Genomic DNA, 15,430 nt, shown 5'->3' with positions numbered 1-15,430 from the left:
AGGAGAAGATTTATGATAGAACGCTATACACGTCCTGAAATGGGTGCAATTTGGACTGAAGAAAACAAATTTAAAGCATGGTTAGAGGTAGAGATATTAGCTTGTGAAGCTTGGGCTGAAATCGGTGAAATTCCTAAAGAAGATGTCGTAAAATTACGTGCAAACGCATCATTTGATATCAATCGTATTTATGAAATTGAGCAGGAAACACGTCATGATGTCGTAGCATTTACACGAGCTGTTTCGGAAACACCTGCACTTGGCGAGGAAAAGAAATGGGTGCACTACGGTTTAACTTCAACGGACGTTGTAGATACAGCACTATCATACTTAATCAAACAGGCAAATGAAATTTTACGTAAAGATTTACATCAATTCATCGCCATTCTGACTGAAAAAGCAAAAGAGCATAAATTTACAGTAATGATGGGACGTACGCACGGTGTGCATGCAGAACCGACAACATTTGGCTTAAAACTTGCATTATGGCTTGAAGAGATGCGCCGTAACTTAGTACGTTTTGAAGAAGCTGCTAAAGTAATCGAAACAGGTAAAATGAGTGGTGCTGTCGGAACATATGCCAATATTAATCCACGTGTGGAAAGCTATGTATGTGAACATCTTGGATTGGCAGCTGCACCTATCTCCACACAAACATTGCAGCGTGACCGCCATGCCCAATATTTTTCTACATTGGCTTTGATCGCTACATCAATCGAAAAGTTTGCGACAGAAATCCGCGGACTGCAAAAATCAGAAACACGTGAAGTGGAAGAAGGATTTGCGAAAGGGCAAAAAGGTTCATCTGCTATGCCGCATAAGCGTAATCCGATCGGCTCTGAAAATATGACAGGTATGGCACGGTTAATGCGCGGCTATATGCTGACAGCTTATGAAAACGTAGCTTTATGGCATGAACGTGATATTTCACATTCTTCAGCTGAACGTGTCATTATTCCGGATGCCACAATTACATTAAATTATATGTTAAATCGTTTCGGTAATATTTTGAAAAACTTAACTGTATTCCCTGACAATATGAAACGCAATATGGAGCGTACATTTGGTCTGATCTACTCACAGCGTATTTTACTTGCGTTAATCGACAAAGGATTATCACGTGAGGAAGCGTACGATACGGTTCAGCCATTAACAGCGCGTGCTTGGGATGAGCAAACTCAATTCCGTCCGCTTGTGGAAGCTAGTGAAAAAATTACAGCGTATCTTTCACCGGAAGAAATTGCAGACTGCTTTGACTACAACTACCATATTCAGAATGTTGATTTGATTTTCGAGCGTTTAGGTCTTAACTAACTAATCAATTAATCAGGAGGAATACGTCATGAATAAAGGGCAGCTTTTATATGAAGGGAAAGCAAAACGACTCTATACAACAGAAGATACTGAAATACTTTTTGTTGAATACAAGGATAGTGCAACAGCATTTAACGGCGAGAAGAAAGCCGAGATTGCTGGTAAGGGAAATTTAAACAATCAGATTACGACTTTACTTTTCGAGAAGCTACAAGAAAACGGAATTGAATCACATTTCGTAAAAAGACTTTCAGCGAATGAACAGCTTGTCCGTAAAGTTGAAATTATTCCAATCGAAGTTGTTACACGCAATATTGCTGCTGGCAGCCTGGCAAAACGTCTAGGCTTGGATGAGGGTACTGGGCTTAAGCGTCCAATCGTTGAATTTTACTATAAAGATGATGCATTAGGTGATCCAATGATTACAACAGAGCATATTGATGTACTGGATATCGCAACACCAATGGAAGTAGAACAGCTGTATAATGCGGCACTGCATGTGAATGAAGTGCTGCGTCCGATTTTTACTGCTGTTGGTGTAACGTTAGTCGACTTCAAACTGGAATTTGGTCGTGATAAAGACGGCAATATTTTACTTGCCGATGAAATTTCTCCTGACACTTGTCGTTTATGGGACTCTAATACAAAGCAAAAACTTGATAAAGACGTATTCCGCCGTGATTTAGGCAATCTAACGGAAGTATATGAGATTATATTACAAAAACTTGGAGGCAACTAACTCATGAAGAAAGTTAAAATATATGTAACATTAAAAGAAAGCATCCTGGATCCACAAGGTTCTGCAGTACAAGGTTCATTGCAAAAAATCGGTTATGGTGAAGTTTCTGATGTACGTATCGGCAAGTATTTGGAAGTTACAATCGAAGACACTGACCGTAATATTGACACAATCGTGAAAGAAATGTGCGAAAAAGTATTAACGAACACGGTGATTGAAAAGTACCGTTACGAAATTGAGGAGGCATAATAAGATGAAATTTGCAGTACTCGTTTTCCCGGGGTCTAACTGTGATATCGACATGTTTCATGCGATTAAGGACGAGCTAGGTGAAGAAGTAGAATATGTTTGGCATACAGCTACAAGTCTAGACGGATTTGACGGGGCATTAGTGCCTGGCGGTTTCTCATACGGAGACTATTTACGTTGTGGTGCAATGGCAAACCAATCAAATATTATGTCGGCTCTAAAAGAATTTGCAGCACAAGGCAAACCTGTGTTAGGTGTTTGTAACGGATTCCAGATTTTAACGGAGGCAGGGCTGTTACCAGGAGCTCTTATCCGCAATAAAAACTTGAAATTCATGTGTCGTACAGTACAGCTAAAAGTTGAAAACAACAACACATTATTTACAAACGGATATGAAGAGGGAGAAGTGATCAATATTCCTATCGCACACGGTGAAGGCAACTACTACTGCGATGACGAAACATTAGCTTCTTTACAAGCCAATAACCAGATTGTCTTTACATATGAAGGCGAAAATCCGAACGGTTCTTTAGCGGATATTGCTGGAATCATCAATAAAGAAGGCAATGTACTCGGAATGATGCCGCATCCGGAGCGTGCTGCAAACGAAATCGTTGGTGGCGCAGATGGTCTTAAACTATTTAAATCAATTGTGAAGCAGTGGAGGGAACAGCATGTTAACAACTAATTTCGAACCAACACCAGAGCAAATTAAGGAAAAACGTCTCTATGCAGACATGGGGATGTCAGATGCGGAATTTGACTTAGCGATTGAAAAATTAGGTCGTATTCCAAACTGGACAGAAACAGGTCTTTTCTCGGTAATGTGGTCTGAGCACTGCTCTTATAAAAAATCGAAGCCAGTACTTCGTAAATTCCCGACAAAAGGTCCTCAAGTACTGCAAGGTCCTGGTGAAGGTGCCGGCATTGTCGATATCGGTGATGAGCAGGCAGTTGTTTTCAAAATGGAATCCCATAACCATCCATCTGCGATTGAACCTTACCAAGGCGCTGCAACAGGTGTAGGCGGAATTATCCGTGACGTTTTCTCAATGGGTGCACGTCCGATTGCGATGCTGAACTCTTTACGTTTTGGTGAGTTGAAATCAGCGCGCGGCAAGTATTTATTTGAAGAAGTCGTAGCTGGTATTGCAGGTTACGGTAACTGTATCGGTATTCCGACAGTAGGCGGCGAAATTGGTTTTGATCCTTGTTATGAAGGAAATCCGCTTGTAAATGCAATGTGTGTCGGATTGATCGATCATAAGGATATCCAAAAAGGTGTTGCTGCAGGTGTAGGTAATACTGTAATGTACGTTGGTGCAAAAACAGGTCGTGACGGTATTCACGGTGCAACATTCTCATCTGAAGAATTGACAGAAGATACTGAAGAAAGTCGCTCAGCGGTACAAGTTGGGGACCCGTTCATGGAAAAATTGCTTCTTGAAGCTTGTCTGGAAGTTGTAAAATCAGATGCATTAGTCGGTATTCAGGATATGGGTGCAGCAGGTCTTACTTCATCTTCAGCGGAAATGGCTTCTAAAGCCGGTACAGGTGTAGAGATGAACTTGGACCTGGTTCCTCAACGCGAGACAAACATGTCAGCTTACGAAATGATGTTATCCGAATCTCAGGAGCGTATGCTGATTGTTGTAAAAGCAGGTCGTGAAGATGAAATTAAAGCGATTTTCGATAAATATGATCTTGATGCGGTAGCTGTAGGGAAAGTAACGGAAGATAAAATGCTTCGTTTACTTCACAAAGGTGAAGTTGTAGCAGAAGTACCTGCAGATGCATTAGCTGAAGACGCACCGGTTTACAATATGCCGGATGCTGAGCCTGCTTACTTTGCAGAATATCAGGCAATGGAAAATGCAGAACCGAACGTAACAGACTATAAAGAAACGTTAACATCACTTTTAAAAGCGCCGACAATCGCATCAAAAGAGTGGGTTTACGATCAATATGACTATCAAGTACGAACAAATACGGTTGTAGCACCAGGTTCGGATGCTGCCGTATTACGTGTACGTGGTACAAATAAAGGGCTGGCAATGACGACAGACTGTAATGCCCGCTATATTTATCTGGATCCGACAACAGGCGGGAAAATCGCTGTTGCTGAAGCTGCGCGTAACATCGTATGTTCTGGTGGACAACCACTTGCAATTACAGACTGCCTAAACTTCGGTAACCCGGAAAAACCGGAAATCTTCTGGCAAATCCAAAAATCGGCTGACGGTATTTCAGAGGCTTGCTTAGCATTAGACGCACCAGTAATTGGCGGTAATGTATCAATGTATAACGAGCGTTCAGGCGAAGCGGTCTACCCAACGCCAACAATCGGTATGGTCGGATTAGTAAAAGATTTAGCGCATGTAACAACACAGGAAGTTAAAGCTGCCGGTGACGTTGTGTACGTAGTAGGTGACACAAAAACAGAATTCGGTGGTTCTGAATTGCAAAAGTTAGTGGAAGGCGGCATTTCAGGTAAAGCACCTTCAATTGATTTAACAGTAGAAGCAGAACGTCAACAATCTATTTTGGAAGCAATTCAGGCAGGACTTGTTCAGTCAGCGCATGATGTTTCTGAAGGCGGTGTTGCAGTTGCATTAGCGGAAAAAACTTTCGCAGCCAAAGGTTTAGGTTTGGACGTAGCATTAACAGGTTCCGCAACAACGGCTCTATTCGCAGAATCACAATCACGCTTTGTATTAACAGTGAAAGCTGAACATGCAGAAGGCTTTGAAACAATCGTAAAAGACGCACAAAAAATCGGTACAGTAACAGACGACGCGAACATTAAAATCAGCGGCGAAACTGGTGTACTTGTTGAAGGTACTGTGGAGGAATTCCGTTCTGCCTGGAAAGGAGCAATTCCATGCTTGCTGAAATCAGAGGCTTAAATGAGGAATGCGGCGTATTTGGCATTTGGGGCAACCAAGATGCAGCGCACTTAAGTTATTACGGTTTACACGCGTTACAGCATCGTGGACAGGAAGGAGCTGGTATCGTCACAACTGACGGTAATCAGCTTCAGGCTGTACGCGGCGAAGGTCTTGTAAATGACGTGTTCAATGAAGATAAATTACGTAAAGTAGTAGGGCACGCGGCGATTGCGCATGTACGCTACGCAACAGCAGGCGGCAAAGGACTGGAAAATGTTCAGCCATTATTATTCCGCTCTTCAACTGGCTCACTGGCAATTGCCCATAACGGGAACTTGGTGAATGCTACACATTTAAAACAGTTTTTAGAGCGTTCCGGCAGCATTTTCAATTCGACTTCGGATACAGAGGTTGTTGTCCATCTCATTAAAAAATCGAAACACTCGCCATTCCGTTCAAAAGTGAAAGAAGCATTGTCGTTATTAAAAGGAGCATTCTCTATCATTTTATTAACGAATGATCAGATGATTGTAGCACGCGACCGTAACGGATTACGTCCCCTTTCACTTGGGAAGCTGGGTGATTCTTATGTCGTTGCTTCTGAAACATGTGCATTTGATTTAATTGGTGCTGAGTTTGTACGTGAAGTGGAGCCTGGCGAGTTACTGATCATTTCAAACAATGGTCTTGAAGTCGACAGTTATATTGAAAAGGACAAGCGAACAATGTGTGCGATGGAATATGTATACCTTGCACGTCCTGACTCGAATATTGATGAAGTAAATGTCCATATGGCACGTAAACGTATGGGCAAAGAACTCGCAAAAGAATGTGCCCATATCGAAGCGGATGTCGTTACAGGAGTTCCTGACTCATCCATTTCTGCAGCAATCGGATTTTCCGAAGCGAGCGGTATTCCGTATGAGCTTGGTTTGATTAAAAACCGCTATGTTGGCCGTACTTTTATCCAGCCGACACAGGAGCTTCGCGAACGCGGTGTAAAAATGAAGCTTTCACCTGTCGTACAAGTCGTAAAGGGAAAACGTGTCGTGATGGTAGATGATTCAATCGTACGCGGTACTACATCGAGACGCATTGTGCGCATGCTGAAAGAAGCAGGGGCAGCAGAAGTGCATGTTGTCATTTCTTCACCACCAATGACAGATCCTTGTTATTACGGTATCGATACATCGACACATGAAGAGCTGATTGCATCAAGCCACAGTGTGGAAGATATACGGGCAGCAATCGAAGCGGACACACTGACATTTTTATCGCTGGAAGGTATGGTCCGTGCAACGAACCGACCGTTTGAAGATGAAAATGGCGGGCTTTGCGTTGCATGCTTTACTGGTAAATACCCGACAGAAATTTTCCCGGACACAGTTTTACCACATGAAAAAGACTGTTAGAAATTAAGGAGGAGCAAGTACATTATGTCAAAAGCATATGAACAGGCAGGCGTAAATATTGAGGCAGGTTATGAAGCAGTAAAACGTATGAAATCACATGTCGAGCGTACGAATCGTTTAGGTGTGATGGGAACGTTTGGCGGCTTTGGAGGCATGTTTGATTTGTCTGCACTGAACTTAAAGGAACCAGTTCTTATTTCAGGTACGGACGGTGTTGGGACGAAACTGAAGCTTGCATTTATGGTTGATAAACACGATACGATCGGTGTGGACTGTGTTGCAATGTGTGTTAATGATATCGTTGCACAAGGTGCTGAGCCGCTGTACTTCCTTGACTATGTTGCGGTAGGAAAAGCCGAGCCGGCAAAAATTGAGCAGATTGTAAAAGGTGTAGCGGACGGCTGTGTGCAGTCCGGTGCAGCATTGATAGGCGGAGAAACAGCTGAAATGCCGGGTCTTTACGAAGAAGACGAGTACGATTTGGCCGGGTTTGCTGTAGGTGCTTGTGAAAAATCGGACATTATTACAGGCGAAAAAATTGTGGAAGGCGATGTTTTAATCGGTCTTGCTTCAAGCGGTGTACATTCAAACGGCTATTCATTAGTACGTAAAATTGTATTCGCGGATAATGAAATCGCAGTCGACGCAGTAGTAGAAGGCTACGAAGACCTTGGCCCAATCGGCGAAGCGCTTCTTGTTCCTACAAAGCTTTATGCAAAGCCTGTTTTGGCAGCACTTAAAGCTGCAGATGTACATGGTTGCGCACACGTAACAGGCGGGGGCTTCTATGAAAACCTGCCACGTATGATGCCACAAGGTTTGGCAACTGAAATTGATTTAGGATCTTGGCCAGTGCTGCGCATCTTTGAGTTTTTAAAAGAAAAAGGATCATTGGCGGACAAAGATTTATATAACGTATTCAATATGGGAGTCGGCTTTGTTATTGCAGTTCCGGCAAGTGAAGCGGATAAAGTGATCGCAGCAGTTGAAGCGGAAGGTGAAAAAGCTTACACAATCGGTCGGGTTGTAAACGGTGAAGGTGTTATTTTCAACGGCGAACATGACGGGAGTTTAGTGTAATGGGTACGAAAATTGCCGTATTCGCTTCTGGAAGCGGCAGTAACTTCCAGGCAATTCAAGAATCGATTAGTCGCGGTGAGCTTAACGCGACGATCGAGCTTGTAATTACGGATAAGCCGGGTGCTTATGTTGTGACGCGTGCGCAAAATTTCGGTATACCTGTTATGGAGCTTGCACCGAAAACCTTTGCCGATAAGGCATCCTATGAAGCAAAAATTGTTGAACAGTTAAAAGAACGAGAGATTGAATGGATCATCTTAGCTGGTTATATGCGCCTTGTTGGGGAAACGCTATTATCCGCTTATGAGCATCGAATAATCAATATTCATCCATCGCTGCTGCCATCATTTCCCGGGAAAGACGCCATTGGTCAGGCGATGACTCACGGCGTAAAAGTTACGGGTGTGACGGTGCACTATGTAGATGCGGGAATGGATACTGGAAAGATTATCTCGCAAGGAGCAGTTGACGTTGTCGATGGTAACCGTGAAGCGACAGAAGAGCGTATACATAAATTAGAACATGCGCTATACACAAAAACATTACAGCAATTATTTAACGCAAAAAAGTAAACTCGCATGAGCCGCTCCAGTGAGGGCATTGCTCACCGATAAGTTGAAAAAACTTTACTAACGAGTTGTATTATCCTAAGGATAGAACTTTGACAGGATATTGTTGTTTGGAGTGAAGGCGGCGACTCCTGGGGGACAAGCACGACGCCTGAGACTACAGGCTCAGGCCGTGCCCCCGGAAAGCGTCCGCCGTAACGGAAAACAACTTTTATAATAACTAAATTGGAGGACCTAATCGTGACGAAACGTGCACTTATTAGTGTTTCAGATAAAAATGGTATTTTAGAATTTGCAAAAGAATTAGTAGCACTTGGCTATGAAGTACTTTCTACTGGAGGAACAAAAAGTTTATTACAGCAAAACAATGTTCCGGTAACAGCAGTGGATGAAGTAACAAACTTCCCGGAAATTTTGGATGGCCGCGTAAAAACATTGAATCCGATGATCCACGGCGGTCTATTAGGTAAGTTTGATGAGCCAAGCCACGTTGCACAAATGAACGAACATGGCATCCGCCCAATCGAAATTGTATGTGTCAACTTATATCCATTCGTCGAAACGATTTCAAAACCGGATGTATCTTGGGATGATGCAATTGAAAACATCGATATCGGTGGTCCGACAATGCTACGTTCGGCAGCAAAAAACCATGATTATGTAACGGTAATTGTTGATGCAAATGACTATTCTGCCGTATTGGAAGAGTTAAAGGCAGATGGAAAAACGACATTAACAACACGTCGTCGTTTAGCAGCAAAAGTATTCCGCCATACAGCTGCGTATGATTCGTATATTTCCAATCATTTATCAAATGCAATTGGCGAAGAGTTTCCGGAGAACATGACGTTAACATACGAACTGAAGCAAACATTACGCTATGGTGAAAATCCTCACCAAAAAGCTGCATTCTATGCAAAACGTTTAGGTTCGGATTTCTCGATCGCCTACGCAACACAATTACACGGTAAAGAATTATCGTACAACAATATTCAGGATGCAAATGCAGCATTGCAAATCGTAAAAGAATTTGAAATGCCTGCAGCGGTTGCCGTGAAGCATATGAATCCATGTGGTGTCGGTACTGGTGAAACAATCGAAGAAGCATTCAATAAAGCATATGAAGCAGATCCAACTTCGATTTTCGGTGGCATCATTGCTTTAAACAAAGAAGTGGACAAAGCAACTGCAGAAAAATTATCGGGTATTTTCCTTGAAATTATCATTGCGCCAAGCTTTACTGCAGAAGCGCTGGAAATTTTAACACAAAAGAAAAACATCCGCCTGTTAACGATTGATTTCACACAGGAAAAGCAGGATCAATTCAATGTTGTAGCGGTTGAAGGTGGCTTACTTGTGCAGGAGCCGGACCGTTTCGGCTTTACAGATGCAAACATTCAAGTTGTGACGGACCGTCAACCGACTGAAGAAGAGTGGGAAGCGTTAAAACTAGGCTGGGCAGTTGTAAAGCATGTAAAATCAAATGCCATTGTTGTAACGGATAAACAAATGACATTGGGTGTTGGCGCTGGTCAGATGAACCGTGTAGGCTCAGCAAAAATTGCCTTTGAACAAGCGGGAGAAAAAGCACAGGGCGCGGCATTGGCTTCAGATGCATTCTTCCCTATGGGCGATACAGTGGAAGCAGCGGCAAAATCCGGTATTAAAGCAATCATTCAACCAGGTGGCTCGATTAAAGATCAGGAATCAATCGATGCAGCAAACAAATACGGTATTGCAATGGTGTTTACAGGGGTTCGTCATTTTAAACATTAATTAATAAGTTAGCAGTAGAGAAATTATTAAATTTACGTTATAATAGAATAAAGTTTCGCTAATGTTCTGGCCGGACGTTAGCAGAAGCGTTTGCAAATGCTTTATTTATTCTTCTTTCTGGCCGGGAGAGGGATAAATAAGACGATTGGGCGATTCTTGGCCGGGTCCCCATCGTAACCAGATTTTATTAACAACTGTATCGACTTTGGCCGGGAGATACGCTGTTAATAATAAAATAATCATTGATTGTAAAATGCACAGCACTACTTTTGGTCGGGTAGCGCAGTGTAAACGACCATTAATGAAAAACGCTCGCCTAAAATTTGGCGGGCGTTTTTTTTATCCAAATTTCTATAAAAGGGGAAGCTAATATGAACATTCTTGTAATCGGTAGTGGTGGTCGTGAGCATGCGATCGCGAAGCAATTCAACAATGCACCATCTGTACAAAAGGTATTCGTAGCACCAGGAAATGATGGAATGACGCAGGATGCGCAAGTTGTGGCAATTGATGCACTGGATTTCGCAGCACTTGCACAGTTTGCAAAAGAAAATGATGTGGCTTTAACATTTGTAGGTCCGGAGCAACCACTAGCAGAAGGAATCGTTGACTACTTCAATGAGCAGGGCCTAGTTATTTTCGGTCCAACAAAAGCTGCAGCACAGATTGAAGGCTCAAAATCATATGCAAAAGATATTATGAATAAATACAATATCCCAACAGCAGCGCATGAAACATTTACAGAAGCGGATAAGGCAGTTGCTTATATTAAAGCGCAAGGTGCACCAATCGTTATTAAAGCAGACGGTTTGGCAGCAGGTAAAGGTGTCATTGTTGCGATGACAGAAGCTGAAGCAATTGAAGCAGTTGAAGACATGATTGGCAATCAGCGCTTTGGTGATTCTTCAAGCCGCGTTGTTGTCGAAGAATTCCTTGATGGTGAAGAGTTCAGCTTTATGTCTTTTGTACATAAAGGCCAAATTTATCCGATGGTAATCGCGCAGGATCATAAGCGTGCATATGACGGAGATAAAGGACCAAATACAGGAGGGATGGGTGCGTATTCACCAGTGCCTCAAATTTCTGAAGAAGTTGTGAAAGTCGCATACGACACAATCGTTGAACCAACTGTAAAAGCAATGGATGCGGAAGACGTATCGTTTACAGGGATTTTATATGCAGGTTTAATTTTAACGTCAAAAGGTCCGAAAGTAATCGAGTTTAACGCACGTTTTGGGGACCCTGAAACACAAGTTGTATTACCACGTATGGCGTCTGATTTCGGTGAATTTATGATTAGCTTAATGAACGAGCAGCCATTTGATTTGAAGTGGAAAGAGGAAGCAATTCTAGGTGTCGTTGTAGCAGCAGAGGGTTATCCTGGCGATGTTGTAAAAGGTAATGTACTTCCGGATTTAAGCGATATTGAATTACCGGTATTCCATGCGGGTACGAAGCTGGCAGATGGTAATTTTGTTGGGAACGGTGGCCGTGTGTTACTCGTTGCAGCAGAAGCGGAGAATTTAAGGGAAGCTCAGGAAAAGGTCTATGCGGAGCTTGCGAAAAAAGAGTGGACGAATTTCTTCTTCCGTGGAGATATTGGGTGGAGAACGTTTAAATAAAGGAGAGGCGATACGTGCAGACGTGTCGCCTTTCATATTCTCTAAGCTATCTGTTAAATATCGCCATTTTTATGCTTCTCAATCTCAATTGCGAGCAAGAGGAACTTGTCATCAAACTCATCCAATATACGTAATTTTTCATCAAGCTCTGTTTCAAAACGGGTTGCTTGAATAAATAAATTTTGGAGCTGGTTTTCGAGGTTGGTTCGGGTAATGGATTTTTCATCGGTTGAAGGGTTGTGAGTATGTTCAGGAATTTTTATTTGTGCCATTTCTTCAAGGGTAGAATGAATTTCATCGTTCTTGTCTTTAATATGTTTTAACAGATCATGCTGTTGGCTGATCGTTTCACGCAGAGAAATTAATTGCTCGTTGTTACTGTTCATGAAAGAATGCAGCAACTGTCCCAGTTTTTCGACAGTCTGTATATAGTTTTCAGAACGGGCGGCAGGAAGTTCGGTTCTAGCGTTTTTTTCGAGTGTTTCTTTTAATTGCTTGTTTTCTTTCTGTAAGTCTTCTTTTTTTTCCACTAATGATTCAATGGAAGATATCAGTTTTATTCTTTGCTCTTCGCGTAACTGAATATTTCCATGCAGCTCGCTCAGCTCTTTTTCAAAACGTTTCTTCAACATCATCAGTTCCATTGAAAGTTCTTTTTTCTCGTTTGCTAACTGACTCAGTTCCTGTTCAAGACTATTTACCATCAAATAATCATCCATACTTTGTAGGATGGATATTTCATTTTGATATTTCGCGATTTCTGATTTTAAAAAGATGATAGTTTGCTGTAATTGGAGTACGTCCTTATTTTTCACGCTTTCAAAATCCACATGGATTCCTCCTATCAAATCCTATCTTTCAGCAAGCCTAAAATCTCCAGGAATTCTTTTTTATTGTCATCGATAAGCTGATTTATTTTTTCAACTGCTTTTCTTTCCTCTTCTTCATTGACAGGGTATGAAGTTTCAAATTTATTGTTCGAGAGCAAATGCGCCAATAATAAATTGAGAGAACTGTTTTCCTGCTGCTCCTCTGTCATCGATGAAAAATGCTCTTTCGTGAATTGCTTCAATATCTTTTCAATCGATGGTACTTCGGATTCCTTTTGTTTATCTTCAAATTCACTTATGATGTTTCCTCCTGTTCCAATTGAATGACGAATAATTAAATAGGGTTTACAACAGCAATCCCATATCGAAACTGATTACAATAAGTAAGCCTGTAAAGCTTTCGGTATAAAGGGTCCAAAACTAATATTTAAAATTTATTTGCTTATGTAAGCGAAATAAAGAAAGGGTGTTCAGCCCTTCCTTCATTCTATGATGATGTAACTGGTGATAACACTGATTCATAATATTATGGTGATATTACAATTTCTTAACTGAAATCCAACATACCTAAAAGCGCTATATTCAAACAATCGATATAGCGCTTTTTTATTGTACACACTCAGTTTATATAAAATTGTTAAACCTACCCTAGATCCACCTCTTAATCATTGACGGGCATCATTTCGTTCATCTGCTCTGATTTGGCCATTGCAACTACTGGACAATATTGATAATACCCTTCCGCCACTTTCATTGAACCGGCAAGAATCATCATACGACCAACTGTACAATGAGGTTTATGGGCGATTCTCCCGACACCGAATGCGGTCATTGCAACACCGCACATCATACGGATAAAAGCGTTTGTTTCGGAAATATTAGGGGTTAGCAATTATATCTCACTCCTTTTTTTAGAAAATTTAAAAATTATTTTGGAAACACTTTGCTTTATGAAAGTGCTATGTTACGATTAATTCACCAAAAGGAATATTGTAGCAATTGCCTACATAAAGCAAAATATATTGAATTAAGTATGTGTTTTTCTTTTAAATCGATACGCATTAATCTAGCTTCAGCAGCTGTTAAAGACAATTGCTGAAGCTACTTGAATCGCAGCAGTATATTTTTTAGAGCTGGTATAAGCATCTTGGAAAAGTTATGAGCGTCCTTATATTATGGTGGAAAAGTTGAAAGGAGTGCAGAATATGCCGGAAATTAGTTGGAAGTTAAGTAATATTAGAGAGCAAGTTAGTATCATTGATGGGCATGCTGCTCCGAGTCTAGTTTTAAAAAATGCAAAGTACTTACATAGTATGATGAAAAGTTGGGCAACCGGGAATATTTGGATATCCAATGACCGCATCGTTTATGTCGGGAAGGAACTGCCTGCAAATGTAGAAGGTACAGAGATTGTTGATCTGGCCGGGAAAGTGGTTGTACCAGGTTATATTGAGCCGCATGTACATCCTTTCCAATTGTACAATCCCCACAGCTTCGCAGAGTTTAGTGCACAGACCGGAACAACCACATTCATTTCAGACAATATGACGCTTGTTTCATTAATGAAAAATAAGAAAGCGTTTTCTTTTATGGATGAGCTTGCCAAATTGCCGTTTTCATTTTACTGGTGGAGTCGCTTCGATTCACAAACGGAGCTTGAAAATGAAAGGGAATTATACTCAAATGCATCAGTATTGGAGTGGCTTGACCGTCATGACGTACTGCTCGGCGGGGAGCTGACAGGATGGCCACGTCTGATGCGCGGGGATGATCAAATGCTTTACTGGATTCAGGCAGCTAAGCATAAGGGCAAAAAAATCGAAGGACATTTACCGGGAGCATCGGAAAAAACGTTGGCTAAAATGCGTTTACTTGGAGTCGATGGTGACCATGAATCCATGACGATCAAAGATATTGAAGCGCGTTTGCAGCATGGTTATGCTGTTACTCTCCGCTATTCTTCTATTCGCCCGGATTTACCCCTGTTATTAAAAGAGGTTGTCGATAAAGGCTACGAAATATTTGATCATTTAATGATGACGACAGATGGTTCTACACCGAGCTTCCATGAAGATGGTGTGATGGATAAATGTATTCGGGCTGCCCTTGAAGCTGGTGTGCGCCCGGTTGACGCTTATAATATGGCAAGTTATAATGTTGCGCGCTATTATAATATGACAAATCTGCATGGCCTGCTTGCTACAGGACGTTATGCAAATATTAATATTCTGTCGGACGAATATTCGCCGACACCTGAAGCAGTCATTTCAAAAGGTAAATGGCTAAAGCGGGACAATAAAGATTTGAAAGCATTTCCGGCGGTAGATTTATCACTATTTGGAGAATTGAAAATCGATTTTGATTTGCATGAAGGAGATTTTCAATTTTCGATGCCGATTGGCGTTGAAATGGTGAATGATGTTATTACGAAGCCGTATAGTATAAAAAATCTCGGTTATCATCATACATTATCTACAAATCATGATGAAAGCTATTTAATGCTTGTCGACCGCGACGGGAAATGGCGCATTAATTCGATGATCAAAGGATTTGCGACACAAGTAAAAGGATTTGCTTCGTCGTATTCCAATACGGGGGATATTATTTTAATCGGAAAATCTGTGCAGGATATGCAGCACGCTTTCCAGGAACTGAAGAAAATGAATGGCGGGATTGTACTTGTAGAAGATGATCAAATTGTAACAAGTATTCCTTTAAAGTTGGCCGGATCTATTTATGATGGGCCGGTGGAAGATGTAATACCGCTTGAACTTGCATTAAAGAGTGCTTTGAAAGAGCGTGGTTATCACCATACAGATGCAATTTACACATTGCTGTTTTTACAATCGACACATTTACCATATATTCGTATTACGACACGTGGGATTTTTGATGTCATGAAAAATAAGGTTATGCTACCTGCTGTAATGCGATAAACCGATAAAAATGAG

Annotated in this window: 14 protein-coding genes; 11 read left to right on the top strand and 3 right to left on the bottom strand. The window is 41.5% G+C overall.

Annotated features, from left to right (window positions below):
- Positions 1-12: 12 nt before the first annotated feature.
- The 10 genes from purB (at position 13) to purD (ending at position 11,649) form a co-directional block, all read left to right on the top strand.
- Complete coding sequence (purB, locus tag MKX73_RS04985) at positions 13-1,314, top strand: adenylosuccinate lyase (RefSeq protein ID WP_340716556.1); 1,302 nt, start codon at positions 13-15, stop codon at positions 1,312-1,314.
- A 28-nt stretch (positions 1,315-1,342) separates the two neighbouring features.
- Positions 1,343-2,053, top strand: a complete 711-nt coding sequence (gene purC / locus MKX73_RS04980) for a phosphoribosylaminoimidazolesuccinocarboxamide synthase (protein WP_340716555.1) — start codon at positions 1,343-1,345, stop codon at positions 2,051-2,053.
- A gap of 3 nt (positions 2,054-2,056) precedes the next feature.
- Positions 2,057-2,302, top strand: coding sequence for a phosphoribosylformylglycinamidine synthase subunit PurS (gene purS / locus MKX73_RS04975; protein WP_340716554.1), 246 nt, complete (start codon positions 2,057-2,059; stop codon positions 2,300-2,302).
- A gap of 4 nt (positions 2,303-2,306) precedes the next feature.
- The gene (gene purQ, locus MKX73_RS04970) at positions 2,307-2,990 is read left to right on the top strand and encodes a phosphoribosylformylglycinamidine synthase subunit PurQ (RefSeq protein WP_340716553.1); all 684 of its coding nucleotides are present in this window, start codon (positions 2,307-2,309) and stop codon (positions 2,988-2,990) included.
- Positions 2,977-5,208: a phosphoribosylformylglycinamidine synthase subunit PurL gene (gene purL / locus MKX73_RS04965; RefSeq protein WP_340716552.1), complete on the top strand. Its 2,232-nt coding sequence runs from the start codon at positions 2,977-2,979 to the stop codon at positions 5,206-5,208. The genes purQ and purL overlap by 14 nt, the downstream gene beginning before the upstream one ends.
- Complete coding sequence (gene purF / locus MKX73_RS04960) at positions 5,184-6,602, top strand: amidophosphoribosyltransferase (RefSeq protein ID WP_340716551.1); 1,419 nt, start codon at positions 5,184-5,186, stop codon at positions 6,600-6,602. The genes purL and purF overlap by 25 nt, the downstream gene beginning before the upstream one ends.
- A gap of 24 nt (positions 6,603-6,626) precedes the next feature.
- Complete coding sequence (gene purM / locus MKX73_RS04955) at positions 6,627-7,682, top strand: phosphoribosylformylglycinamidine cyclo-ligase (RefSeq protein ID WP_340716550.1); 1,056 nt, start codon at positions 6,627-6,629, stop codon at positions 7,680-7,682.
- The gene (gene purN, locus MKX73_RS04950; RefSeq protein WP_340716549.1) at positions 7,682-8,254 is read left to right on the top strand and encodes a phosphoribosylglycinamide formyltransferase; all 573 of its coding nucleotides are present in this window, start codon (positions 7,682-7,684) and stop codon (positions 8,252-8,254) included. Before purM ends, purN begins: the two co-directional genes overlap by 1 nt.
- A 237-nt stretch (positions 8,255-8,491) precedes the next feature.
- Positions 8,492-10,027: a bifunctional phosphoribosylaminoimidazolecarboxamide formyltransferase/IMP cyclohydrolase gene (gene purH, locus MKX73_RS04945; protein WP_340716548.1), complete on the top strand. Its 1,536-nt coding sequence runs from the start codon at positions 8,492-8,494 to the stop codon at positions 10,025-10,027.
- A 371-nt stretch (positions 10,028-10,398) separates the two neighbouring features.
- On the top strand, positions 10,399-11,649 hold the full coding sequence (gene purD / locus MKX73_RS04940; protein ID WP_340716547.1) for a phosphoribosylamine--glycine ligase: 1,251 nt from the start codon (positions 10,399-10,401) through the stop codon (positions 11,647-11,649).
- A 53-nt stretch (positions 11,650-11,702) separates the two neighbouring features.
- Here purD and MKX73_RS04935 read toward each other — a convergent pair whose 3' ends face one another.
- The 3 genes from MKX73_RS04935 to MKX73_RS04925 form a co-directional block, all read right to left on the bottom strand.
- Entirely contained in the window at positions 11,703-12,479 is a 777-nt protein-coding gene (locus tag MKX73_RS04935) for a multidrug ABC transporter ATPase (RefSeq protein WP_340716546.1), read from the bottom strand.
- 14 nt (positions 12,480-12,493) lie between these two features.
- Entirely contained in the window at positions 12,494-12,688 is a 195-nt protein-coding gene (locus MKX73_RS04930) for a hypothetical protein (protein WP_340716545.1), read from the bottom strand.
- A 452-nt stretch (positions 12,689-13,140) separates the two neighbouring features.
- Entirely contained in the window at positions 13,141-13,371 is a 231-nt protein-coding gene (locus MKX73_RS04925) for a YgaP-like transmembrane domain (protein ID WP_340716544.1), read from the bottom strand.
- Between the two features lie 313 nt (positions 13,372-13,684).
- On the opposite strand from MKX73_RS04925, the gene MKX73_RS04920 reads away from it, so the two are divergent.
- Positions 13,685-15,415 carry an adenine deaminase C-terminal domain-containing protein gene (locus tag MKX73_RS04920; protein ID WP_340716543.1) on the top strand — a complete coding sequence of 577 codons (1,731 nt, stop codon included), beginning with the start codon at positions 13,685-13,687 and terminating at the stop codon, positions 15,413-15,415.
- Positions 15,416-15,430: the final 15 nt, after the last annotated feature.

The sequence above is a fragment of the Solibacillus sp. FSL W7-1436 genome (genome assembly GCF_038007305.1).
Lineage (GTDB): Bacteria > Bacillota > Bacilli > Bacillales_A > Planococcaceae > Solibacillus.
This window is presented reverse-complemented; position numbering and strand designations above follow the sequence as displayed.

Bases quoted from the DNA above. Each gene is read 5' to 3' on its own strand.
- purB (WP_340716556.1), top strand. From the start codon at position 13: ATGATAGAACGCTATACACGTCCTGAAATGGGTGCAATTTGGACTGAA.
- purC (WP_340716555.1), top strand. From the start codon at position 1,343: ATGAATAAAGGGCAGCTTTTATATGAAGGGAAAGCAAAACGACTCTAT.
- purS (WP_340716554.1), top strand. From the start codon at position 2,057: ATGAAGAAAGTTAAAATATATGTAACATTAAAAGAAAGCATCCTGGAT.
- purQ (WP_340716553.1), top strand. From the start codon at position 2,307: ATGAAATTTGCAGTACTCGTTTTCCCGGGGTCTAACTGTGATATCGAC.
- purL (WP_340716552.1), top strand. From the start codon at position 2,977: ATGTTAACAACTAATTTCGAACCAACACCAGAGCAAATTAAGGAAAAA.
- purF (WP_340716551.1), top strand. From the start codon at position 5,184: ATGCTTGCTGAAATCAGAGGCTTAAATGAGGAATGCGGCGTATTTGGC.
- purM (WP_340716550.1), top strand. From the start codon at position 6,627: ATGTCAAAAGCATATGAACAGGCAGGCGTAAATATTGAGGCAGGTTAT.
- purN (WP_340716549.1), top strand. From the start codon at position 7,682: ATGGGTACGAAAATTGCCGTATTCGCTTCTGGAAGCGGCAGTAACTTC.
- purD (WP_340716547.1), top strand. From the start codon at position 10,399: ATGAACATTCTTGTAATCGGTAGTGGTGGTCGTGAGCATGCGATCGCG.
- MKX73_RS04930 (WP_340716545.1), bottom strand. From the start codon at position 12,688: ATGACAGAGGAGCAGCAGGAAAACAGTTCTCTCAATTTATTATTGGCG.
- MKX73_RS04920 (WP_340716543.1), top strand. From the start codon at position 13,685: ATGCCGGAAATTAGTTGGAAGTTAAGTAATATTAGAGAGCAAGTTAGT.